Source organism: Chryseobacterium cucumeris (assembly GCF_001593385.1).
Lineage (GTDB): Bacteria > Bacteroidota > Bacteroidia > Flavobacteriales > Weeksellaceae > Chryseobacterium > Chryseobacterium cucumeris.
In genome coordinates this window covers 1,122,227-1,146,261 of record NZ_LUVZ01000001.1, presented here as the reverse complement: position 1 = coordinate 1,146,261, position 24,035 = coordinate 1,122,227, and the positions used below count along the sequence as shown (strand labels likewise).

Annotated in this window: 16 protein-coding genes; 10 read left to right on the top strand and 6 right to left on the bottom strand. The window is 36.2% G+C overall.

What is annotated here, in order from left to right:
• Positions 1-101: 101 nt before the first annotated feature.
• Positions 102-1,544, bottom strand: coding sequence for a cytochrome c oxidase accessory protein CcoG (ccoG, locus tag A1704_RS05125; RefSeq protein ID WP_062671073.1), 1,443 nt, complete (start codon positions 1,542-1,544; stop codon positions 102-104).
• A 252-nt stretch (positions 1,545-1,796) separates the two neighbouring features.
• Here ccoG and A1704_RS05120 point away from each other — a divergent pair, with 252 nt between their 5' ends.
• Positions 1,797-2,690: an SMP-30/gluconolactonase/LRE family protein gene (locus tag A1704_RS05120; protein WP_062671071.1), complete on the top strand. Its 894-nt coding sequence runs from the start codon at positions 1,797-1,799 to the stop codon at positions 2,688-2,690.
• A gap of 78 nt (positions 2,691-2,768) precedes the next feature.
• Here the strand turns inward: A1704_RS05120 and A1704_RS05115 are convergent, their stop codons facing one another.
• Positions 2,769-4,076 carry a DEAD/DEAH box helicase gene (locus tag A1704_RS05115; RefSeq protein ID WP_062671069.1) on the bottom strand — a complete coding sequence of 436 codons (1,308 nt, stop codon included), beginning with the start codon at positions 4,074-4,076 and terminating at the stop codon, positions 2,769-2,771.
• A 495-nt stretch (positions 4,077-4,571) separates the two neighbouring features.
• Here A1704_RS05115 and rpsA point away from each other — a divergent pair, with 495 nt between their 5' ends.
• The 4 genes from rpsA (at position 4,572) to A1704_RS05095 (ending at position 11,573) form a co-directional block, all read left to right on the top strand.
• On the top strand, positions 4,572-6,362 hold the full coding sequence (gene rpsA / locus A1704_RS05110) for a 30S ribosomal protein S1 (RefSeq protein ID WP_034695342.1): 1,791 nt from the start codon (positions 4,572-4,574) through the stop codon (positions 6,360-6,362).
• Positions 6,363-6,755: 393 nt separating this feature from the next.
• Positions 6,756-9,386: a T9SS-dependent M36 family metallopeptidase gene (locus tag A1704_RS05105; RefSeq protein ID WP_238590576.1), complete on the top strand. Its 2,631-nt coding sequence runs from the start codon at positions 6,756-6,758 to the stop codon at positions 9,384-9,386.
• A 126-nt stretch (positions 9,387-9,512) separates the two neighbouring features.
• On the top strand, positions 9,513-10,490 hold the full coding sequence (locus A1704_RS05100; protein WP_062671065.1) for an EamA family transporter: 978 nt from the start codon (positions 9,513-9,515) through the stop codon (positions 10,488-10,490).
• Positions 10,491-10,601: 111 nt separating this feature from the next.
• Positions 10,602-11,573: an alpha/beta fold hydrolase gene (locus tag A1704_RS05095; protein WP_394360848.1), complete on the top strand. Its 972-nt coding sequence runs from the start codon at positions 10,602-10,604 to the stop codon at positions 11,571-11,573.
• Positions 11,574-11,718: 145 nt separating this feature from the next.
• Here the strand turns inward: A1704_RS05095 and A1704_RS05090 are convergent, their stop codons facing one another.
• Positions 11,719-12,861 carry a multidrug effflux MFS transporter gene (locus A1704_RS05090; RefSeq protein WP_062671597.1) on the bottom strand — a complete coding sequence of 381 codons (1,143 nt, stop codon included), beginning with the start codon at positions 12,859-12,861 and terminating at the stop codon, positions 11,719-11,721.
• Positions 12,862-12,936: 75 nt separating this feature from the next.
• Between A1704_RS05090 and A1704_RS05085 the strand changes: the two genes are divergently transcribed.
• A complete protein-coding gene (locus A1704_RS05085; protein WP_062671061.1) occupies positions 12,937-13,719 on the top strand; it encodes an AraC family transcriptional regulator in 783 nt (260 codons plus the stop codon).
• A 184-nt stretch (positions 13,720-13,903) separates the two neighbouring features.
• Positions 13,904-14,371, top strand: a complete 468-nt coding sequence (locus A1704_RS05080) for an SRPBCC family protein (protein WP_157885748.1) — start codon at positions 13,904-13,906, stop codon at positions 14,369-14,371.
• Positions 14,372-14,441: 70 nt separating this feature from the next.
• Here the strand turns inward: A1704_RS05080 and rplS are convergent, their stop codons facing one another.
• Positions 14,442-14,798 (bottom strand): 50S ribosomal protein L19, encoded by a 357-nt coding sequence (gene rplS, locus A1704_RS05075; RefSeq protein WP_002980648.1) that lies wholly within the window; start codon positions 14,796-14,798, stop codon positions 14,442-14,444.
• 295 nt (positions 14,799-15,093) lie between these two features.
• Between rplS and A1704_RS05070 the strand changes: the two genes are divergently transcribed.
• Positions 15,094-17,832 carry a fibronectin type III domain-containing protein gene (locus A1704_RS05070; RefSeq protein WP_062671057.1) on the top strand — a complete coding sequence of 913 codons (2,739 nt, stop codon included), beginning with the start codon at positions 15,094-15,096 and terminating at the stop codon, positions 17,830-17,832.
• 173 nt (positions 17,833-18,005) lie between these two features.
• On the opposite strand, the gene A1704_RS05065 is transcribed toward A1704_RS05070, so the two are convergent.
• A complete protein-coding gene (locus tag A1704_RS05065) occupies positions 18,006-19,547 on the bottom strand; it encodes a toxin-antitoxin system YwqK family antitoxin (protein ID WP_062671056.1) in 1,542 nt (513 codons plus the stop codon).
• Positions 19,548-19,927: 380 nt separating this feature from the next.
• Between A1704_RS05065 and A1704_RS05060 the strand changes: the two genes are divergently transcribed.
• The gene (locus A1704_RS05060) at positions 19,928-20,629 is read left to right on the top strand and encodes a CoA transferase subunit A (protein ID WP_062671053.1); all 702 of its coding nucleotides are present in this window, start codon (positions 19,928-19,930) and stop codon (positions 20,627-20,629) included.
• A gap of 50 nt (positions 20,630-20,679) precedes the next feature.
• On the opposite strand, the gene A1704_RS05055 is transcribed toward A1704_RS05060, so the two are convergent.
• A complete protein-coding gene (locus A1704_RS05055) occupies positions 20,680-22,482 on the bottom strand; it encodes an ABC transporter ATP-binding protein (protein ID WP_062671051.1) in 1,803 nt (600 codons plus the stop codon).
• 124 nt (positions 22,483-22,606) lie between these two features.
• Here A1704_RS05055 and A1704_RS05050 point away from each other — a divergent pair, with 124 nt between their 5' ends.
• Positions 22,607-23,260, top strand: a complete 654-nt coding sequence (locus A1704_RS05050) for a CoA transferase subunit B (RefSeq protein ID WP_002980639.1) — start codon at positions 22,607-22,609, stop codon at positions 23,258-23,260.
• The last annotated feature ends 775 nt before the right edge of the window (positions 23,261-24,035 follow it).

Here is a 24,035-nt window from a genome sequence, read left to right as displayed (position 1 = left end):
AAAAATTCAAAGAATTTTTGCCACCCCTCCAGAGGAGGGGAATTAGGGAAGCATCAACTACTTTTTCTAATCACCACGACCTGCAACCTATCATCTGTAATCTAAAGAGCTAACTTAAATGGTCCTTCAAAAGTCGTTTCAAACGAATCTACAAGTTTTCCTTTTTCATCGAACACGCCGATGACCATATTCTGTTTTGAGAACTTAATTTCTTCTTCAGGGAAGGAAATGTTAATGTTTCCTTTCAGGATCTGATCTCCTTTCAATATAATTTTTTCAGAACCGAAGTAAGTAATTTCTGCATTTGTTGGAGTAATCACTTTGATGAAAAGGGTTTTCTTTTCATTAGATTTATTCAGAAGAGTATAAATAAAGGTATTGGTGATTTTACCGTTTTTAACAAAGAATGTAGAACCTGCCGGTTTGATGAATTTTGCTTCCATAGAACCACGGTCGTACATTAAAAATCCAAGGAATCCGATTAACAATGCAAGGATAACAGTTGTTGCTTTCATTCTTGGGGTAAAGCGGAATTTATCCTGGTTTTCAATCTCGGCTTCTGTTGCGTAACGTACCAGACCTTTAGGCAAACCAACCTTTTCCATGACTTCATCACAGGCATCGATACAGGCTGTACAGTTTACACATTCCAATTGCTGTCCGTTTCTGATATCGATTCCTGTAGGACATACCACAACACATTGGTTACAGTCGATACAATCTCCTTTTCCTGCTGCTTTTCTGTCTTCGTTATTTCTCCATTTTGCACGGCCTTCCCCTCTTTTAAAATCATAGTATACATTAATGGTTTGCTTGTCAATCAATACACCTTGCAGTCTTCCGTAAGGACAAACCAGTGTGCAGACCTGCTCACGAAGCCATGCGAATACGAAGTAGAACGTCAGGGTAAAGAAGATCATCACAAGAAACTTCAGTGAGTTTCCTTCCGGTCCTTCACTCATAATGCGGAAAACTTCTTCATAGCCCACAATATACATGAACATAAAGTGAGAAATAATCAGTGAAATAAGAAGAAAAACAGACCATTTAGTCAGCCTCTTTCTTATTTTCTCCGCATCCCATTCCTGTCTGTCAAGCTTCATCTGTTTATTTCGGTCACCTTCAATCCAGTATTCGATTTTGCGGAAAACCATTTCCATGAAAAGGGTCTGCGGACAAAGCCAGCCACAGAATATTCTTCCGAAGACTACTGTAAATAACATTACAAAAATCACGGAGGTTACTGCTCCTAAAGCCAGGATAAAAAAGTCCTGCAGGTAGAAAGGTTGTCCAATGATAAAAAACTTTCTGTCGATCACATTAATGAGAAGAAAAGGATTGTTATTGATCTTTACAAAAGGCAACCCAAAGAAAATCGCAAGAAGAATATAGCTGGTGTAATTTCTGTAGTTGGTATACTTTCCTTTTGGTTTTCTGGGGAAAATCCATTTTCTTTTCCCGGTTTCATCCATAGTTCCTACGGAATTTCTGAAATCTTCATTTTCAATTTCCAAAGACTTGATATTGTTGGACTCTGCGCTCATTGTTGTATGCTATAAAGTATTTTGGTACAATTTTCGTCCGGACTCATCATTTTTTAAGATATTTTTTCTTGAAGAAAGTGACCGGTTCTGTTACTGCAAAGCTCCGGATTATATCTTTTTATTACTAATATGATCTACGTCCAAAATAGGACAATTGAGACATTTTACTTCTGTGATTTTTATTGTGTCAAAGTGAGAAAATATTTTGATGCTTTTGGGTCATATCGTAAATTGCAGCTTTAAAAATGAAGTATGAAGAATATCTTTAAAATAAGTATGATTGGTTTGGTTTTCGCATTGGTAAACTGTCAATCAGTAAATTATAGTAAAATGTTTTATGAAGGAGTACAACCGGAAATGGTTTCCGATAAGTTCAGTTTCACAGAAGGACCATCAGCAGATGAAGAAGGGAATGTTTATTTTACCGATCAGCCTAATGATAAAATTTATTATTGGGATTGGAAAAGCAATAAAGTGATAGAGTTTTTAGATAAAACAGGAAGAGCCAACGGAACCCATTTTGACAAAGACGGCTATTTGATTACCTGTTCAGACGATCAGGGTGAGATCTGGAAGATTTCCAAAGATAAAAAAGTAGAAGTCCTGTTAAAAGGTTTTGAAGGAAAAAGATTGAATGGGCCTAATGATGTATGGAATGATGAATTTGGAGGGATGTATTTTACAGACCCTTTGTATGAAAGAGATTACTGGATTGGTTTTAAACAGGAGATCCAGCATAAAAGCCTTTATTACAGGGATAGAACCGGGAAAGTAACGAAACTGGATACCTTCACACAACCTAATGGAATTGTTGGAAGCGAAAAATTAAAGAAACTTTATATTTCTGATATTGATGCCGGAAAAACCTACGTATATGATATACTGGGAGAAGGAAAATTGTCTGAGAAAAAACTCTTCTGCGAAATGGGCTCAGATGGAATGGAACTGGATAAACACGGAAATCTTTACTTAACGGGAGATGGTGTACATGTTTTTAGCCGTTTGGGAAAGAAAATCTATCATATTTCTATTCCTGAGAAATGGACATCCAATGTGACTTTTGGTGGCAAAAACAATGATATTCTCTTCATTACTGCCTCGAAATCTGTATATACTTTCCCTACAAGGGTGAGAGGAATTAAATAATATTATGTCATTGCGGGGAGGGCGGATTGCTTCGTTGCTGTGCTCCTCGCAATGACAATAAAGTGCAGAGTGGAAGGTTTAATATGCAACCTCCATTTTCACTTTCTTACCTTTCAGTTTTTCGTTCTGAAGTTTTCTTAAAAGAGCATTTACTTTATTTCTGGCAACGGCAACATAGGATGTGGTGTCCTTTACTTCAATAATTCCAACATCTTCTTTTTGCAACTCTCCCTTCTTTAGCAGATATCCCACAATGTCCACTTTATTAACTTTATCTTTTTTTCCTGCACTGATATAAACAGTCTGGAAAGGTGTTTTTTGTGGAACTTTAGTAAATCCGGCAACATTTTCTTCAGGAGTATTGTTTTTAATGAACGGAAAGTTTTCATCTTCCGTCATGATCAGGTATACAAAACCTTTGGCATTCATTCTTGCTGTACGGCCGTTTCTGTGAATGAAAGCATCTTCTTTTGGAGGAAGCTGATAATGAACAATTGATTCTACTTCAGGAATATCAAGCCCGCGGGCAGCCAGATCTGTGGTAATAAGAATTCTTGCAGAATCATTTCTGAATTTCAGTAAGGCACGTTCTCTTTCATCCTGTTCCATACCACCGTGGAAGGTTTCTCTGTCGATTCCCATTTGGTTGAGAAGTTCAGAGATACGGTCTACAGCCTCACGGTGATTGCAGAAAATCAAAGTTCTTTTGTTCCCGATTTTACAAACCAGATTGAAAAGCGTATCCAGTTTTTCTTCAGGAATCGTCATTACTTTTCTCAGTTGGAGATCCGGTTTTACATCATTTTCTTTAAGGAAACTGATTATTTTTTCATCTTTTAAGCCTGTAAAAGCCGGAATTTCATCCATAGCTGTGGCAGATGTCAAAATTCTTTGAGAAAGACCTTTTAAAGAATTGGAAATAAATTCCATATCATCATGGAACCCCAATTCCAGAGCTTTATCGAATTCATCAAGAACTAATGTTTTAATCGTTTTCGGATCAAAATTGTTATTTCTTAAATGGTAAACAACTCTTCCAGGAGTTCCGATTAATACAGCCGGAGCTTCAATCAAATTATTAACCTCAATTTTTTTGTCATGTCCACCATAGCAGACAGAAACTTTAAAATCTGTCCCCATGGATTTAAAAACCTGCTCAATCTGTAAAGCAAGTTCCCTTGCCGGAACTAATATCAATGCCTGAACTCCCTGAACGTTTTTTTTCAGATTTCTGAGAACAGGAAATAAAAAGGCAAGCGTTTTCCCGGATCCTGTAGGAGAAAGTAAAACAATGTCTGTATTGTTTTCAGAAGTTTTATAAGTAGATTTCTGCATCTGATTCATATCCTGAATCTGCAGTTTTTGATAGATTGATTCTAATTCCATGCTGCAAAGGTAATGAATTTTGGAGTTCGAGGGTTTGAGAGTGGTAGGGCCTTAGAGTTTTAGAGTAGGAAAGTATTGCTCTTCTTTATTTCTGTGTTCCTGTCACTCTGAATGAAGGGTAGCGAAATGAAGAAGCACATTGAGTTATCCTATTTATTACAGATGATTCGTGAATTACGTTCGTAAACTTTCAGCTCATGCCCGGCATAACAGCTGATACTGCTTCATTCTGAATGTAAGGAAGTTAATATTAGGATGCCGTGTTGGGCTCAGTTGAAGCATTCTTTTAATCAAAGTATTGATTTTTAAATATATATATTAAATATTAGTCTACTGAAATCTATTGCTTATTTTAAATAAAATTCATATCTTTGCACCCACTTTTGGGGCAAAAAGGTTTGAAGAGTAAATTACTTACAATTAATTACTTCCGTATTTTTTAATCCGCATTTATTCAAACCGTTAAAAAAGAAGGAATACAAATTTTATTAGAAAATGTCAAAAGAGACAAATTCAGCAGAGGTTTTATTAAACCAAAACGTAGCACCAGAACAATTTGATTGGGATTCATTCGAATCAGGTCTTGATGCAGATGCGAGAAAAGAAAAAAGCGATTTAGAAGAAATCTACAACGGATCATTAAACAACCTTGACGATAACGACGTTTTAGTTGGTAAAGTTGTAAGATTAACTGATAAAGAAGCTATCGTAGACATCAACTTCAAATCTGAAGGTGTTATCTCTCTAAACGAATTCCGTTACAACCAAGGCCTGAAAGTAGGTGACGAGGTAGAAGTAATGGTTGACAAGAGAGAAGACAAAACTGGACAGTTACAATTATCTCACAGAAAAGCTAGAACGCTTAAAGCTTGGGATAAAGTAAACGAACTTCACGAAACTGGAGAAATCGTTAACGGTTTTGTTAAATCTAGAACTAAAGGTGGTATGATCGTTGACGTTCACGGAATCGAAGCATTCTTACCTGGTTCTCAAATTGACGTTAAGCCAATTAAAGATTACGATCAGTTCGTAGGAAAAACTATGGAGTTCAAAGTTGTGAAAATCAACCCTGAGTTCAAAAACGTAGTAGTATCTCACAAAGCATTGATCGAAGCAGATATCGAAGGTCAGAAAAAAGAAATCATCGCTCAGCTTGAAAAAGGTCAGGTTCTTGAAGGAACTGTTAAGAACATTACTTCTTACGGTGTATTCATTGACTTAGGAGGTGTTGATGGATTGATCCACATTACAGACCTTTCTTGGTCTAGAGTGAACCACCCATCTGAAATCCTAGAGGACGGACAGACTGTAAAAGTTGTAATCCTTGATTTCGATGATGAGAAAACAAGAATTCAATTAGGTATGAAGCAATTAGAAGCTCATCCTTGGGATGCTCTTTCTGCTGACTTGAAAGTAGGTGACAAAGTAAAAGGAAAAGTAGTAGTTCTTGCTGACTATGGTGCATTCGTAGAAATTGCTCCAGGTGTTGAAGGATTAATCCACGTTTCTGAAATGTCTTGGTCTACTCACTTAAGATCTGCTGGAGATTTTGTAAAAGTAGGTGATGAAGTAGAAGCTGAAGTATTAACTTTAGATAGAGAAGAAAGAAAAATTTCTCTTGGTATCAAGCAGTTGTCTAAAGATCCATGGGAAAACATCGAAGCTAAGTATCCGGTAGGATCTCAGCATGTAGGAACTGTAAGAAACTTCACTAACTTTGGTGTATTCGTAGAGTTAGAAGAAGGTATCGACGGATTAATCTACATCTCTGATCTTTCTTGGACTAAGAAAATCAAGCACCCATCTGAGTTCTGCGCAGTAGGTGATAAATTAGACGTTGTAGTTCTTGAATTAGATATCCAAGCTAGAAGATTATCTCTAGGTCACAAGCAATTGACTGAAAACCCATGGGATAAATTCGAAACTAAATATGCTGAAGGAACTATCCACGCTGGTAAAGCTGTAGAAGTTCACGATAAAGGAGCTTCTGTTCAATTCGAAGATGCTGAAGTAGAAGCATTCTGCCCTTCAAGATTATTAGAGAAAGAAGATGGATCTAAAATCAAAAAAGGTGAAGATGCTCAGTTCAAAGTAATCGAATTCAACAAAGAATTCAAGAGAGTAGTAGTATCTCACACAGGTATCTTCAGAGACGAAGAGAAGAAAAACGTAAAAGAAGCTTCTTCTAGAAACGTAACTTCTTCTTCTAACAACGAAGAAAGATCTACTCTTGGAGACATCGATGCATTAGCAGAGTTGAAAAGAAAAATGGAAGAAGGTAAATAATCTTTGAACCATATATAAATATGAAGCCGCTCATCCGAGCGGCTTTTTTTATGAATATACATAGGATAGCAGAATTGTATGTAAGATATTGGAAAGGAGTTTCTTAAAAATTAGACATAACATTATAAAAAATAGTTGAGTCTTGTTTGTATGAGAAATTTATATTAAAGATTTATTTGTATTGTGAAATATTTAAACTAAAAAAATCAAAGAAACAGAATAAAAACAATCTTGAATATCTAAGTATATTATTTTATTCTATTAATTGAGGAATATGTAAAATAGTTTGATTTTTTTTGTTTTATTTAGGTATTTATTTACATATTTATTTTTGTTAAAAAAAATCGTAAAGTTTTGTGAATTATTTGTAGATTAGCGCCTTTAATAATGGATATGAAAAACAAAGCTCTACCTCTTTTATTTGCAGTATTTTCTGCATTTCCTGCAATATTGTTCGGACAGGATAATGAAAAACTGATTAAAGATTATATTTCTCAAAATAAAATAAGGGAATATAAAAAGTCTGATCTTAATAATATCATTGTTGATAATATAGATCCGTCAAAATCATTGAATGGTAATGTGGTTAAATTTTTACAGACTTATAATGGTTTGCCGGTATACAGTTCTGTAGGAACAGCATTGATCAGGGACAATAAAATTATTTACTACACAGATAATTTTGTTACAGATTATACTACATCTACTTCAGGTACAGCTGCTATTAATAAAAATACAGCTCTTCAAAAAATTGCCGAGGATCTGAAGAATCCTGATATTGCGAATTTCACGATTCTCGGATATCTTGAAAAGACTCAGAAAAGAGCTACATCTGCTAATCAAAGATTAGTTTATACAAATGACGAGAATGGAAACTTGCGTTTGGCTTACGAATATATTTTAATGGAGCCAAAATCTCCCAATTACTGGAATATTTTAGTAGATGCCAACAATGGAAATATCCTGTTGAAAAACAATCTGACACTATCATGTAATTTCCATCATGATGCTTACGGTTCAGAAGTAGGGGAAAGCCATGCTGATCATTTTCAAAATACATTAGTTGGGCCTCAGAATAGTGTAGCACAGAATAATAATATTCCATTGCTTTTACCTGATAATGCATCATATAACGTATTTCCATTACCAATTGAAGCACCCACTTTTGGTTCAAGATCCATCATTAACAATCCATGGATTCTGAGTGCTTCTCCTGAAGGATGGCATTCTGACGGAACTAATCATTATACCATTACGAGAGGAAATAATGTTTTTGCCTATGAAGATGCAGCAGGAACAGCTTTAACAGCACCGGATTATCTTACAGGAACTCCGGCAGAAGGTGGGGCAACAAGAAATTTTGATTTTCCTTTTAATATTAATGAAACTCCATTAAACAACAGAAATGCTTCTATTACGAATTTATTTTATCTGAATAATAGAATTCATGATGTTTTCTACAAATTTGGATTTACAGAAACCGGAAGAAACTTTCAGCAGAACAATTTTGGAAATGGAGCTGCAACAGGAGAAGATGATTCTGTATATGCAGAGGCTCAGGATGGAAGTGGATTAAATAATGCTAACTTCTCTTCACCACCAGACGGATATAATGGTAAAATGCAGATGTACCTATGGTCTTCTGTTGGAAGAATTTTCTATTATAATGCACCTACCGCTGCTGTTTCCCGTACACCGGGAGCCGGAACTGCACAGTTTGGTAACCCACTACCTATAAATGGAGTAACAGGAGATGTAGCACTTTCATCAGTGTTAGATGGATGTACGGCTCTGCCTGCAAGTTCATTGGTTGATAAAATAGGATTGGTTGAGAGAGGAACATGTGCTTTTGCCATAAAAGTGAAAAACCTTCAGGATGCAGGAGCTAAAGCGGCTATTGTTTACAATAACGCAGTAAATGGTTCTACTTTGGGAAATATGGCGGGTGATGATCCGGCAATTACAATCCCTTCAGTATTGATTACCAATGCAGAAGGTGAATATATCAAAACTCAGCTTGCAGCAAGTACAGTAGTAAATGTTACCTTAAAAAGAAATATGACCCCTGACGGAAGCTTTGATAACGGAATCGTAACTCACGAATATGGTCACGGAATTTCCAACAGAATGACCGGCACCGGATACAACTGTCTGAACTCAGGAATTAGTAAAGAACAAATGGGAGAAGGATGGTCTGATTTCTTTGCTTTAATGTTGACTAATAAAGCCGGAGATGATGCTACAGTGGCTAGAGGTATAGGGACTTATGCAATAGGACAACCAATAACAGGCGGTGGTATCAGACCTGCGAAATATTCTACAAATCTTGCTGTTAACGGATTTACCTACGGAAATACCAACGGAATGGAATACAATAACGGATCAGCTGTTGTTCCGGATGTACACTCTATTGGTTTTGTTTGGGCAACCATGCTATGGGATCTTCACTGGAAATATGTTGAAAAATATGGTTACTCTTCAGACGTATTGTCCACAACGCCTAATGGAAGCACAAAAGTATTACAGTTAGTAACGGATGCTCTTAAACTTCAGGGTTGTAACCCTAGCTTTATTGATGGAAGAAATGCAATTTTAGCAGCTGAGCTGGCAACTACTCAGGGACAGGATAAATGTATGATCTGGGGTGTGTTTGCAAGAAGAGGTTTAGGGGTAAATGCATCAGCGGGAGTTAAAAATAATATTAATGACCAGGTTCAGGATTTTAATGTTCCGGAGGCATGTTTGTTGGCTACTAATGATGTAAATGCAGATAAGAACAATAATGTTTCTATCTATCCAAATCCTGCCAAGGACGAGTTCTATATTAAGTTCCCAAGCAATACTCTTGGAAAAGTAAGTGTAGAACTTTACGATATGTCTGGTAAGCTGGTTTCTTCAGAAGATAAAATCTCACCGGATGCTAAGAAAGCAATTTCTACTAGCAATCTTGTTAACGGAACTTATATGGTTAAAATCAAAGGACTAGGTTTCGAAGCTGCTTCGAAAGTAATGGTTAAAAAATAATTTACTTTTATAAACAATCTCAAAATCGCCACAAGCTTGCTTGCGGCGATTTTATTTATCTATTACCATGACACTTCAGAATGATTAAATTAATATGTCGTACCTTTGCAGGCTGTTAAAAAAATTATGAAGAAGAAAAATATACTAAAAGGTGTTTTATTTGTAGGGATTGGAGCTAGTATATACGGTATGTTAGCCACTTTTGTGAAAATGGCTTATCATGATGGTTTTACAACCTCAGAAGTTACTACTTCCCAATTCGTTTTAGGTTTGACAGGACTTTTGATCCTCAACTTTATTCAGACCATAACCTCAAAGCAGAAATTATCAATGCCAAGTTCTAAAGAAGTAAGAATGCTCTTGCTTGCAGGAACTTCTTTGGGAGGTACCAGTTTATTTTATTATATTGCCGTACAATATATCAATGTTTCCATTGCTATTGTATTATTGATGCAGTCGGTATGGTTTAGTGTGGTAGTAGAGAGTATTATTACAAAAAAGCTGCCTAATACAAGAAAAGTGGTCTCTGTGGTTATCGTATTATTGGGAACGGTTCTGGCAACAAATCTTATTAATATGGAAATAGAACTGGACTGGCATGGGGTTTTCTGGGGACTGATGGCAGCAGCTTCCTATACTTTGACGATGTTTACTTCAAACACACTGGCTACTCATCTTCCGGTTTTCAGAAAGAGTATTATTATGCTGGCAGGTGGTTCTGTTGTAGTTTTTGCATTCTTATTCTTTGCCCAGATAGGGCCTATGTATTTTGATGGTTTAAAATCATTATACCTGAATTTTACCGATAATACAGAGCATATCCATTCATTTAATTATTCAATATTTCTCACGTATGGATTTGTACTGGCTCTTTTTGGAACAATTATCCCGCCAATCTTATTCAATGTTGGGTTTCCCAATGCAGGATTGGGACTTGGAAGTATCGTTTCATCACTGGAACTTCCGGTTTCTGTTACCATGGCTTTTGTTTTGTTGGGAGAGAAAGTATTTCTGATCCAGTGGGTAGGAATTGTTCTGATTCTTTTTGCCATTGTTTTGATGAATTTACCTTCAAAAAAAGAAAAAGAAGTTTCAATGGCATAATTGTCTAAAAAATATTTAACTAAAAATAACAGTTGAAACCGTTCCTTTTGGAGCGGTTTTTTTTAATTTTATCTTTAAAATAAACGTTTCATGAAACATTTCAGAAATATAATGACTGTTTTTTCTTTGACAGTCTCCGGTTTTATGTTTTCACAGGTAAAACCTCTGGATGCAATGCTGTCTGATTATCAATATCCTTACGAAGTACATTATCTCAATTTCAAGTCTCAGGGCGAAGATTTGAAAATGGCTTATATGGATGTAAGACCGCAAAAACCGAACGGAAAAACGGTCATGCTTCTCCACGGCAAAAACTTTAATGGAGCGTACTGGGAAAGAACAGCAAAAGACCTTTCTGCCAAAGGATTCCGGGTAGTGATTCCTGATCAGATAGGATTTGGAAAATCTTCAAAGCCTCATACTTACCAATTTTCTTTTTCACAGCTTGCAGAAAATACAAAAGCGGTTCTGGATGAACTGAAAATTGACAAAGCCATAGTATTGGGACATTCAATGGGAGGAATGGTGGCCACCAGATTTACATTACTATATCCTGAGAAAGTACAGAAACTGATTCTCGAAAACCCGATCGGACTGGAAGATTATAAAACTTTTGCAGCCTACCAGACCATTGACCAGGCTTATCAGTCTGAACTTAAAAATACAGCTGAAACGTATAAGAATTATCAGCTTAAATTCTATTACGACAACAAATGGAAAGAAGAATATCAACCCTGGCTTGACTTAATCGCAGGATGGACTCTTCATAAAGATTATCCTCAGGTAGCTTGGGATGCTGCACTTACCACAGATATGATTTACAATCAGCCGGTATGTTATGAGTTTAAAAATATCAAAGTTCCTACCTTGCTTATTATTGGAACAAGAGACAGAACCGCAATAGGAAAGGACAGAGCTCCTAAAGAACTTCAACCTAAAATGGGGCAATATCAGGAATTGGGAAAGAAAACTCAACGTGAAATTGCGGGTTCAAAGCTTGTCGAAATTGAAAATGTAGGGCATCTTCCTCATATCGAAGTCTATCCTAAATTTATTGAAGCACTGTATAATTTTATACAATAATTTCATTGTAAACTATAAAATATTTGAAACATTAAGTTTTTGCAAGTGAGTAAAAATAATAAGCTTTATAAACATTTTACTTAATTTTTCATCTTTGATGAAACTTAACTATTCTTATTAACTTCATTAACTTAATGTTTCAAAATCAATTCTTTTTGTTCCCAAACAGCAATAAAGTACAAACTCCAATTCCAGAAAACAAGACACACGCAATTCCCAGGTTCTGTATAAAACCAATCGCTATTAGTCCTGAACCTATCAGGATATAATAAATCAATCCCAATAAAGCTCCGGCACTTCCTGTCTCACTTTTATAATGAATGAGGGCGGTACTCAAGATATTAGGAATAGCCATGCTGAATGCCATCACAATGAAGAAATAAGGAATTAAAAAGTATATTCCTGTACCTATCAGAATCCATACGAAAATAGAGGAGATAAATGCTATACATATACTTGCTTTTACTAAATAGTTAGGTTGTATATTCTTGAATAACAGGTATCTGTTAATTTTTGCTCCTGCAAATGTACCTGTTGCCAGTATCATACTGCTGTACCCAAAGACATAAGATGAATAATGATTTTCTTTAAAAATAAAAGGAGCCAGCGAATAGTATGAAAATAATAAAACATTGAAACTCATGATTAATAAACAGCATCTGATGATGTCCTGATCACAGAGCATCCGCTTGAGCAAACGTATCAAAATATTCATGCTGATTTCCTTTTCCGAATGATGGGTTTCCGAAATTTTCTGTCGGGAGAGCATGAAGAATAGGATTGCCAGCATACATAATGTGATGAATACACTCGGATATCCGAAGGAAGAAGCCAATACCGAACCGGTAATCATTCCTACTACAGGACTTACAGATAAGCCGATTCCGATCCAGGAAAATACTTTACTCAGATTATCTTTGTCATAGCTGTCTCTTAAAATGGTTTGAGTCACAATGGAACCCACTGAAATTCCAAATGCTGAAATAATCCTGGCTGTAAGAAGAATCATAAAATCAGAAGTAAAAACAGCTGCCAGGGTTCCGATTCCATAGGTAATGAGACCATATTCCATTGATTTTTTTCTTCCGATCCTGTCGCATTGAATACCCCAGAATGCTACCCCCAGCGCAAATGCTATAAAATATAAACTGATCGTTAAGGTAACTGATTCTTCATTCACTTCAAATTTCTCCTGTACCATTGGTAAAACTGGACTGTAGATGGTTTCTACAAACTGAGGAAGCATCACAAGTAGAGTCAGCAGCCAGATAGGATTTGTCTTTTTCATTTTTTTCTGCAAAGTTTCCAAAAAATCCATGTATATTTATAATGATGTAAAAACAAAAAGTATCAAAAATAGGACATGGCTATACTGAAGCAAAATGAAAGTTTTAATGCAGATACCCTTCACGAAAATGTAATTGGAATAGCTTCTGATATGGTATTGCATGATTCCGGTTTTCACTTTCATAAAACAAAGTCTCAGTTGTTGTATGCGCCATCAGGCTGTATGACAGTGACTACTTCTGACAGACAGTTGGTTCTTCCTCCGTTCAGAATGCTTTGGATTCCTGCCCATGAAGTTCATCGTGTGAATTTCAGAAACATTGTAGCCTACAGATCCATCTATTTTGATGAAGATTATTCCCAAAAGTATATAAAATCAGATCTGAAAGTTCTTCATGTCAACACCTTGTTAAAGGAAATCATAGAAAGGATTTGTTTTTGGGAATGGTCAGCTCTTAAAAGTGACCAAACCAATCTTTTAAACGTATTCTGGGATGAAATGCAAAGGGCTCAGGAAGAAAAACTGGAACTTAAAATGCCGCAGGACAGACGTTTTAAGAGAATCGTTGAAGAGTGGACGCTACGTCAGTCTATACCTCCAATGTTGAAAAATCTTGCAGAAAAAACCGGAGCAGTGGAGAAAACGATCAGCCGTATTTTTAAAAAAGAAACCGGACTGTCTTATCAGGATTGGAGACAGCAATGGAGGTTACAGCGGTCTATTGAACTTTTGGTAGAAGGTAATTCAATAGGAGAGGTGTCGCATATCCTTGACTTTTCATCAGACAGTGCTTTTATTGAGTTTTTCAAAAAACACACAGGTTCAACACCTTTGCAATATCTTATGAAGAAAGAATAGTCTTTTTGCAACTGATTAAAGTACTGATTGTGAATCCTGTCAAGGTTTTAAACCTTGACAGGATTGTAATAATATAAAATTTCAAAAAGACTTCTATTCAAGAATTGCAATGTATTTTTCTTGTCTTATGAAAAGCCTGATTCATAGTAAATTTCATAAAATTGTATTACCTAATATATGTTTTATGAAAACAATGAGTACCAGTAACGTTGAGAATTACATGCATATAGTTGAGATCAACACTACTGTAGATAAAATGTACCATGCTTTGACTCATGAAATTCCTCTTTGGTGGACTGAATTGTTTGAAGGTTCATCTTCGGAGGAGGGAAATCTTTTCACCATAAGATTTGGAGATCAGATTCACAAAACAATGCGTGTGAAAGAATTAACCGCCAATGTAAAAGTTGTATGGTCTGTTGAAGACTCATTAATTGCTCTTCCCGATTTAAAGAACCAAACAGAATGGATCGGAACAACAATTGTATGGGAAATAGAGGAAAGGAAAGGGGGTTGCCAGATAAAACTTACTCATATCGGTCTGAACCCGGCTGTTGAATGCTATGAGATCTGCTCCAATGGTTGGCTGCAATTTATAGGCAGTCTGAAAAAATTTCTGGAAACCGGAGAAGGAGTTCCCTATAAAAAGTAAAAAATATTGAAACAAAAAAAGAGACTGTTTACACGTAAACAGCCTCTTTTTGTATGTATTGTTGTCTGAATTATTTCTTCTTGTAAGCAGCGTCTTTGATTCTTGCTTTTTTACCTCTAAGGTCTCTGAAGTAGTAAATTCTAGCTCTTCTAACTCTACCTCTTCTATCAACTTCGATTTTTTGAAGTGCAGGCATGTTAATAGGGAATACTCTTTCTACACCTACATCACCACTCATTTTTCTGATAGTGAAAGTTTTTGTAGAACCAGTACCTCTTAATTGGATAACTGTTCCTTTGAAGAACTGAGTTCTGGTCTTTTGTCCTTCTTTAATTTCGTAATACACAGTAATTGTATCACCTGCTTTGAATTCAGGGAATTCTTTTTTCGCAATGTACTTGTCTTGTACGTACTTTAATAAATCCATTATTAATAAAATAAAATGTTAAAGCTAAGCAACTTACACGTTCTTCGTCAGAGGTTGAATAACAGGTTGCAAATGTACAAAATAGTTTTTGAATACACCAAATATTTAATGTGCTAAAAACTATAATTTTTTCATTCCGGTTTCGCTGAAAAATTAACGGTTTCTTTAAAATACCATCAGACAGAGTTTATATGGGAACTCTACTTTTGCCCGAAGTAAAAAATCTTAGCAAGGATTTTTAAATAGTTGATTTACAATTCGAAATTCTATATGTTATTTTAAAACGAAAACGATTATGAAACATTATTTCTTCTTTTTTTGTTTCGCGGTCCAAATGGCTTTCGGGCAGGCTTTGTTCCCTTATTTACAAAACCCGACTCCGAATTCTATGATCGTCAATTGGAAAACAGCTTCCAATAATGAAACAACAGTAATCTACGGAAATTCTCCAGCGAATCTGAATGTTACCGTAACGGGAACTACCAACATCTTCTCAGATACGGGATACAACAACAATTACTATTACCACACAGCAAAGATTACTAACCTTCAGCCGAATACCAAATATTATTATAAGATCAAAACAGGAACCAGCGAGTCTGCCGTTTATAATTTCAGAACACTTCCTTTACCGGGACAGGCGGTAACTGCCAATGGAAAGATCCGCTTCCTTATTATGGGGGACAACCAGATCAAAGCAGAACCGAGATATGATACGCTTACTTTGAATGCCTATAAAAAATTAAAGGAAAAATTCGGAGCTGCTTCAGATCCGTCAGATAATATTGCGCTTACTTTTATGGTAGGTGACCAGGTAGACGTAGGTACATTGGACCATTATGAAAATGTTCACTTTAAAAAGAATATCAAATTATCACCTTATCTGCCTATTCAGACAACGGTAGGAAATCATGAAACTTACGGAACGATGGGAATGAATTCTTACTATGCTCATTTTTATATTGATGAAATCAGTTATAAAGGTATAAGCTCAGGAAATGAAAATTATTACGCCCAGCAGGCAGGAAATGTATTATTTGTGAGCTTAAGTTCTGAACATACAGGATCAGCACAACAGACATGGCTTCAGCAGATTTTAACGGCGGCCAACAATGATTCTACGGTAGACTGGATTATTTCTTTAAGCCACAGACCGTATCAGGCTGAGCAGTATGTAGGAGATATTTCTACATGGGTAAGAGAAAATGCAGTACCGCTTCTGGTAACTTCTGATAAATATTTAATGCACGTGGGAGCCCACCATCATTTATACCACAGAGGTCAGCTTAAAAACACACCGAATTACCAGATTATTTCCGGAGGAACTGCATGGGATCAGTATTGGGGAATGTCTAATGAACAGGATTTTGACGATGTTCAGAAAACTTTGACAGACTGGACCTATCAGATCGTGGAAGTAGATGTCCCAACCGGAAAAGTAGATGTCGAATGTTATTCGATCGGTGGAATTTACAATAAGAAAAACAATGTGTTGGTAGATTCTTTCCACAGATATAAAAATCAACCTAAACCTGCAAAACCATCCATTACCAATACGTTCTCAGGACCCATTACTTTACCTTTGACATTAAATGGAAGTGCATTTTCATCTTCTAACGGAGAGCTTTTAAATACAACACAGTTCCAGATCAGTAAAGCCTCGAACTTCTCTGTGATTGAAAAGGAATTCTACCGCGATTTTGAAAACTGGTTCGGAAAAGACGGAAACGGAACTCCTGATAAAACGAAAAACCTGAATGATGGAGTAGACATCACCAAAGCGACATTGGCAGCGAATTCTATTCCCAACGGAATCTATTATGTAAAAACACGTTACAGAGACAGAAACCTTGAGTGGAGCGACTGGAGTGATGTGAAGCAGTTCGAAATTACAGGAAGTGTAGTGTCAAATCCTACATTTACTTTAAACAAAACAGAATATGCACAAAATGAAGCAATTACGGCTACGTTTACAGGTGGTCCGGGAAATCAGCAGGATTGGGTAGGAATCTATAAAAAAGGACAAACTCCTGCTTCTACCACTTCACAAGGCTATATTTATACGAACGGGCAGACTGCTGGAACAGTGACTTTCAATAATGGTCTGGCTACTAAAGGTCAGTATTTTGCAGGATTCTTTGCAAATGGAGGATATACAGAAATCACTCCAAGAAAAAATTTCTATGTAGGACCGAAAGTACAGCTGCAGACTACTGCTGATACGTATCCTGTGGGAGGAACCGTTACTATTAATTTTACAAACGGACCCAACTTACAGAAAGACTGGATCGGAATTTACAAAATGGGACAAACTCCGGGAACTACAGCTTCTATCAAATGGAGCTATGTAACAACTGCATCAGGAACTCTTAATTTCACAGGACTTCCAAAAGGGTATTATTATGCTCAGTATTTATTGGAAGACGGATATAACGGAATCGGGGAGAAGGTGTTCTTCAAAGTAGGAGATATCGTTACTGATCTTTGGATCAACAAACCTGTTTATACCTTGGGTGAAAATATTACGGCTTCATGGACGGATTCTCCGGGAATTATCAAAGACTGGTTGGGAATATATCCTCAGAGTGTTCAGACACCGGATGATAATTTTGTTTCTTATACCTATTTTGACGGAATAACTCAGGGAACAAAAACTATTCAGGGAACAGCAGTACCTGCAACACCGGGAAATTATTACATGGTCATGTTTACCAATGATTCATACACAGAAGTTTCGAACAGAGTACAATTCCAGGTGGCTTCACCTACTTTAGGAACGGAAGAAACAAGAAGTACAGAGAAAAATGTAGTGTTGTATCCTAATCCAACCAAACCGGGACAGCCTACTTTTATTAAAAGTGATTATCCGATTGAAAAAATTGAATTGGTTTCAGCTTCGGGAGAATTACTGTATGTATCGAAAAATATCAATAACCAACGTTTCTCTTTGGTGAATGAAAATCTTCCGGCAGGCGTTTACTATGTAAAAGTACACGGAAGAAAACTATTTACTTTAAAACTGATTATTCAGTAAGATAAACACAACACAATTATTATGAAGAGGCTGTCAACAATGATAGCCTCTTTTTTATGGATGTAAAAAAGTATAATTTTCCATAATTATCTGTGAAAATCTGTGCCCGTTTGCGGTTAAACAAAAAACGGTTCCAAAAAAATGAAACCGCCTTTGATATATAGTTGTGGTAATTAGTCAAATAAATGGTGCAGATCATCCTCGTTAATCAGCGTCTGGTTTTCGGCAGAAGCATCTTCCTCCTGAGTATCGGCCAGCGTTTTAGTTTCCTGAATGAGCTTTCCATCCATATTATAAAGTTTTAACAAGATCCATTTCCCGCTGCGTTCAAGTTCTTTAGCTCCATCCCATGTTTTTATTCTGATTTTTCCACTTTGAATAACACCTGCTTTTACAGAAGACTTATTGGCAGGCTTTCCTTTTACATACTGTGTGATTTGTGCTGTGAAGGAATAATCTTCCCCGTCTTCAGTGATAGGTTGTGTAAATGTATATAGAATAGTGCCTTTGGGATCGTAAACGGTTGCATCATAGCCTGTTTGTTTAGCGTTCAGCTTTTTTTCAAAACTCAGTTTTGTATTGTCACCTTCAAAAAAGTTTTTGATATTTATGATAATACCTTCCTTATAAACAGTTTCACTAAAACCTTCATAAGTAGTACCATTATAAGGGATACCATCTTTGTATGTTAATGTAGATTTCAGCTTTCCATCCGGTGAATAATATTTGATTTCCTGGATAAGATCATCTTTTAAAAATTGCTCGGAGGATAACTTTCCGTCTTCATCAAAATATTTACTGGTTACCTTTGAGCCTTTTTCATAAGTATCAATAGAGGAAATCTGTGAATATTCATAAGCCAGATGGTAATCATCCCCGTCCATTGGATTATAAATATCATTTTCCTTATCATATTGGTATACCAGATGGGCTATTTTTTTACCCGACTCATCATAAGTGGTTTTATAGCCATCTTTTTTATTCATTTTCTGTTCCTGTAAGATCTTTCCGCTTTTGCTATAAATGACGCCTTCTTTTACACTGCCGTCCTTTCTGTATTTTTCTATCTTAGAGATCCTCATGGGACTGGAATAGTAATCTACTACCATATTTTCACCCGAACCGGAGGTAGTGTTGCTGCCCAGATATTTTCCTTTTTCACCGTAATATTTTGTTTCGGTATTACTGTCTTTATCAATGATGGTTTCATTTCTGATCCCTTTAATGTCATCATCATAAACGATTGTTTTTACAGGCGTAGAGTTTTCGTAATCCACCACAATATTAAAGTCCATTCCATCCTCAGCATCCTTATAACTGAACATCTTTCCTGAAAAACTTCCGTCAGCTTTATATACCACATCTTCTGTCAGCCTGCCATTCATATCATAAGTCTGTGCCGGACCAATCTGCTGTCCGTTGGAATAGGTGGCAAAATTCTGAACCTTTCCTTCTTCAGTATACCAGGTTACTTTTCCCTCAAAAACCTCACTGCTAGGAGTAGTGTCTGAAGCCAGTCCTTCCATCTGGAGCTTTCCGTCCTTATAGAAATCTTTGATAAGGGTAAGTTTTCCTTTAGGAGTCGTTTCACGGTAATATTCCATATTGTCCTGAGTAGTTTTTTCCCAGTTTTCATCGAAATACGTTTTTTCCTGTGCGCATACATTGATGCTGAGTACCAGTGCAAGTAATGCTGAGGTAAATAATTTTTTCATGTTTTTATGTAAGCTTTGATATTTTTATATGATTAGTGAGATGGCAGATATTGAAAGAGACCTTCATAGAGATCAAAAGAAGTGATGAGGACAGTAGTAATCTGCCATAAAATAATTTCTACATTAAAGTTGTGTTTAAATTTCCGTCGGAACTGAAAAACAGTATTTCCGGCTTTGAGAGGGCAAATATAGATGAAATTGATGAGAAATAAGATAAAAAATGAACAGACTTGTTCAGTTTTTGATGTAATGTTTTGATTATGATGTTTTTAAAAGTTTCAGATCGATTTTTAAAAATGTATTAAATTCAGTAATCTTTCCACTCATAGGATATACAAGAAAATTTATTAAATTTAGCCAACAGAAAAATCTAATATTTCATGATAGATAAAAGAGTAAAAAATGCAAAGGAGGCCATCGAAGGAATTAATGATGGAATGACACTGATGCTAGGTGGATTCGGACTTTGCGGAATTCCTGAAAACTCAATCAATGCTTTGGTAGAAAGCGATGTGAAAGATCTGACTTGTATTTCAAACAATGCAGGAGTAGATGATTTCGGATTAGGACTATTGCTTCACAAAAGGCAGATTAAGAAAATGATTTCTTCTTATGTAGGAGAAAATGCTGAATTTGAAAGACAAATGCTTTCAGGTGAATTGGATGTAGAACTTACTCCTCAGGGAACTTTAGCTGAAAAATGCAGAGCTGCCCAGGCCGGAATTCCGGCATTTTATACACCTGCAGGGTATGGAACTGAAGTAGCAGAAGGGAAAGAGGTAAAAGAATTCAAAGGAAAACCTCATATTCTGGAGCATGCATACGATGCAGACTTTTCTATCGTAAAAGCATGGAAAGGTGATCATGCAGGAAACCTTATTTTTAAAGGATCAGCAAGAAACTTCAACCATCCGATGGCGGGTGCGGCAAAAATTACCATTGCTGAAGTGGAAGAACTTGTAGAACCGGGACAATTAGACCCGAACGAAATTCATATTCCGGGAATCATGGTTCAGAGAATTTTCCAGGGAGAAAAATTTGAAAAAAGAATTGAGCAGAGAACTGTAAGAACTAAAGAATAAGTTCAAAACAATAAAAACAAAAAGCGCTGAATCGATGTTCAGCGCTTTTTTTATGCTTGAGGAGTAAGTGTTTTTCTTTCTCCGATCTGTTGTCTCCACATGGCGTAGTACAACCCTTTTTCGTCAATGAGATTGGCGTGAGAACCCGTTTCCACAATCTGTCCGCGTTCAAGAACATAAATTTTGTCTGCATGCATAATCGTGCTTAAACGATGTGCAATAAGAACGGTAATCTGCTCTCTTTCTTTCGAAATGTCCTTAATGGTCGTGGTAATTTCTTCTTCGGTAATACTGTCCAGTGCAGAAGTAGCTTCATCAAAAATTAAAAGATGAGGTTTTCTCAAAAGTGCTCTTGCAATGGCAATTCTTTGTTTTTCACCGCCACTCAGCTTAAGACCACCTTCACCAATTACGGTTTCAATTCCTTTCTCAGCCCTTTCCAATAATGCGGTACAGCTTGATTTCTGTAGAGCAACGGCCAGTTCTTCTTCAGTAGCGGAAGGATTAACGAAAAGAAGGTTCTCTTTAATAGTTCCTGCAAATAACTGGGTATCCTGTGTTACAAAACCAATCTGATTTCTCAGCTCATCAAAATCAAATTCCTTTCCATTGATTCCATTGTAAAAAATATTCCCTTCCTGAGGTCTGTACAATCCAACCAATAGTTTCACCAGGGTACTTTTTCCGGAACCGCTCGGTCCTACAAAAGCAATGGTCTCACCGTTTTTAAGATCAAAAGAAATATTATTTAAAGCTTTATACTGCGCAGACTGATGCTTGAATGAAACATGTTTGAATTCCAGTTCCTCAATAGCCCCGATTTGTTTCGGGTGAAGAGGTTTTTCTTCTACCTCTTTTTTCATCAAACGGTCAAAATTCTGAAGAGAAGCTTCTGCCTCACGATAAGAAATAATAATGTTTCCAATTTCCTGCATTGGTCCGAAAATAAAGAAACCATAAAACATCAGAGATAAATACTGACCTGGTGTAACAATATTCTTAAAAATTAAATACAATAAAGTCAGAGTAATCATCTGTTGAAGAAAATTGACCATGGTACCCTGAATAAAACTTAAAGAACGGATGCTTTTCACCTTTCTCAGTTCAAGGCCAAGAATCTTATACGTATTGTTATTTAAACGGATTACTTCCTGATTGGTTAATCCTAAACTTTTAACAATTTCAATATTTCTAAGACTTTCAGTAGTACTTCCGGCTAAAGCGGTGGTTTCCGTTACAATATTTTTCTGGATCACTTTGATTCTCTTACTCAATAAATTGGTGACAATGGCAATAAAGAAAATTCCACAGATATAAACCGGCATAATAGACCAGTGTAAACGGATCGCATACACCGAGACGAAAATAATACTGACGAGAATTCCGAAGAAAATATTAATGAAATTCGTGATGAATTTCACTGTATCTTCTCTTACTTTCGTTAAAATTGACAAGGTTTCACCACTTCTCTGGTCTTCAAATTCCTGATAAGGCAGTGCCATGGAGTGTTTTAAACCGTCTGTAAATATTTTCGCTCCAAACTTTTGAGTAATCACACTGACTACATAATCCTGAAAAGCTTTGGCAATTCTGCTTACCATTGCAGTTCCGATAAGAAGCCCCAAGAAGTAAAAAGCACCGTGATATAAAGAGCTTCCGTATAAATATTCATTCAGGCTTCTGGGCAATAGCTTTTCTTTATCAAAAAAGTTGGGATGGGTAACCAGCTGATCAAGGATATTTCCTGTGATCGCCGGAGCAAATAAAGAAAAAACCTGATTGACAGTAGCCAAAAATAAAGAGATGATTATCAGCCACTGATAAGGTTTTAGATATCTAAAAAGTATTTTCATTCTATTAAAAAATAATGGAACAAAATTACAGATATTATTTTAACTAACAGTGTTAATTATTGAATACAACAAAGCTCTTTTGTATTCAAGTGAAAATAATTAAATTGCAGTCTAAGTTTTTATTATGCTTACAAAAGAACAAATTGCCAAAAGAATTTCAAAAGAACTGAAAGATCGTTATTATGTAAACCTGGGAATTGGAATTCCTACTTTGGTTGCCAACTATGTTCCGGAAGGTATTTCCGTAGAATTCCAGAGTGAAAACGGAGTATTGGGTATGGGGCCATTTCCTTTCGAAGGAGAAGAAGATGCTGATATCATCAATGCCGGAAAACAGACTATTACTATTCTGGAAGGAGGTTCATTCTTTGATTCAGCCTTCAGTTTCGGGATGATCCGTGGTCAGAAAGTGGACCTTACCATTCTTGGAGCAATGGAAGTTTCGGAAAACGGAGATATTGCCAACTGGAAGATTCCCGGAAAAATGGTAAAAGGAATGGGAGGTGCGATGGACCTTGTAGCTTCTGCTGAAAATATTATTGTAGCCATGATGCACGTAAACAAAGCAGGAGAAAGTAAAATTCTTAAAAAATGTACACTTCCTTTAACGGGTGTAAACTGTGTGAAAAAAGTAGTGACGGAATTAGCTGTTCTGGATGTAACTCCGGCAGGATTCAAGCTGGTGGAAAGGGCACCAGGTGTTTCGGTAGAAGACATTATTAAAGCAACAGAAGCAGATCTGATTATTGAAGGAGAGATTCCTGAAATGCAGTTCTAATTCTGAATAACAATATAAAAGTTTCGGCCTCACAAAGTGAGGCCGAAACTTTTTAAAGACGACATCGAACTCGCAGCGTTAAAAAAATAAGTCCTGTGAACGTTAAGAAAATTCTCCTGTCCGAAGCGCGAGGCAAAATCAGAACCGATAGAGAAATAATGATTTCGCGCAAGTTTAGAATTTTTAGAGAACAGGACTTATTTTTAGTGAAGAAATCCAGGTCTTGAATTTTTGTTTCTTTTGTTTTAAGACAAAAGAAAATAATACAATAAAAAACGGTCCTTTCTTCATTTAGACACAAACAAATAGTTCTATTTACTACCTAAAACTGACATTGGAACTCGCAGCGTTAAAAAAATAAGTCCTGTGAACGTTAAGAAAATTCTCCTGTCCGAAGCGCGAGGCAAAATCAGAACCGATAAAGAAATAATGATTTCGCGCAAGTTTAGAATTTTTAGAGAACAGGACTTATTTTTAGCGGAGAGGTCCAGGTCTTGAACTTTTGTTTCTTTTGTTTTAAGACAAAAGAAAATAATACAATAAAAAACGGTTCTTTCTTCATTCAGACACAAACAAATAGTTCTATTACTACTCTAAAACTGACATTGGAACTCGCAGCGTCAAAAAAATAAGTCCTGTGAACGTTAAGAAAATTCTCCTGTCCGAAGCGCGAGGCAAAATCAGAACCGATAGAGAAATAATGATTTCGCGCAAGTTTAGAATTTTTAGAGAACAGGACTTATTTTTAGCGGAGAGGTCCAGGTCTTGAACTTTT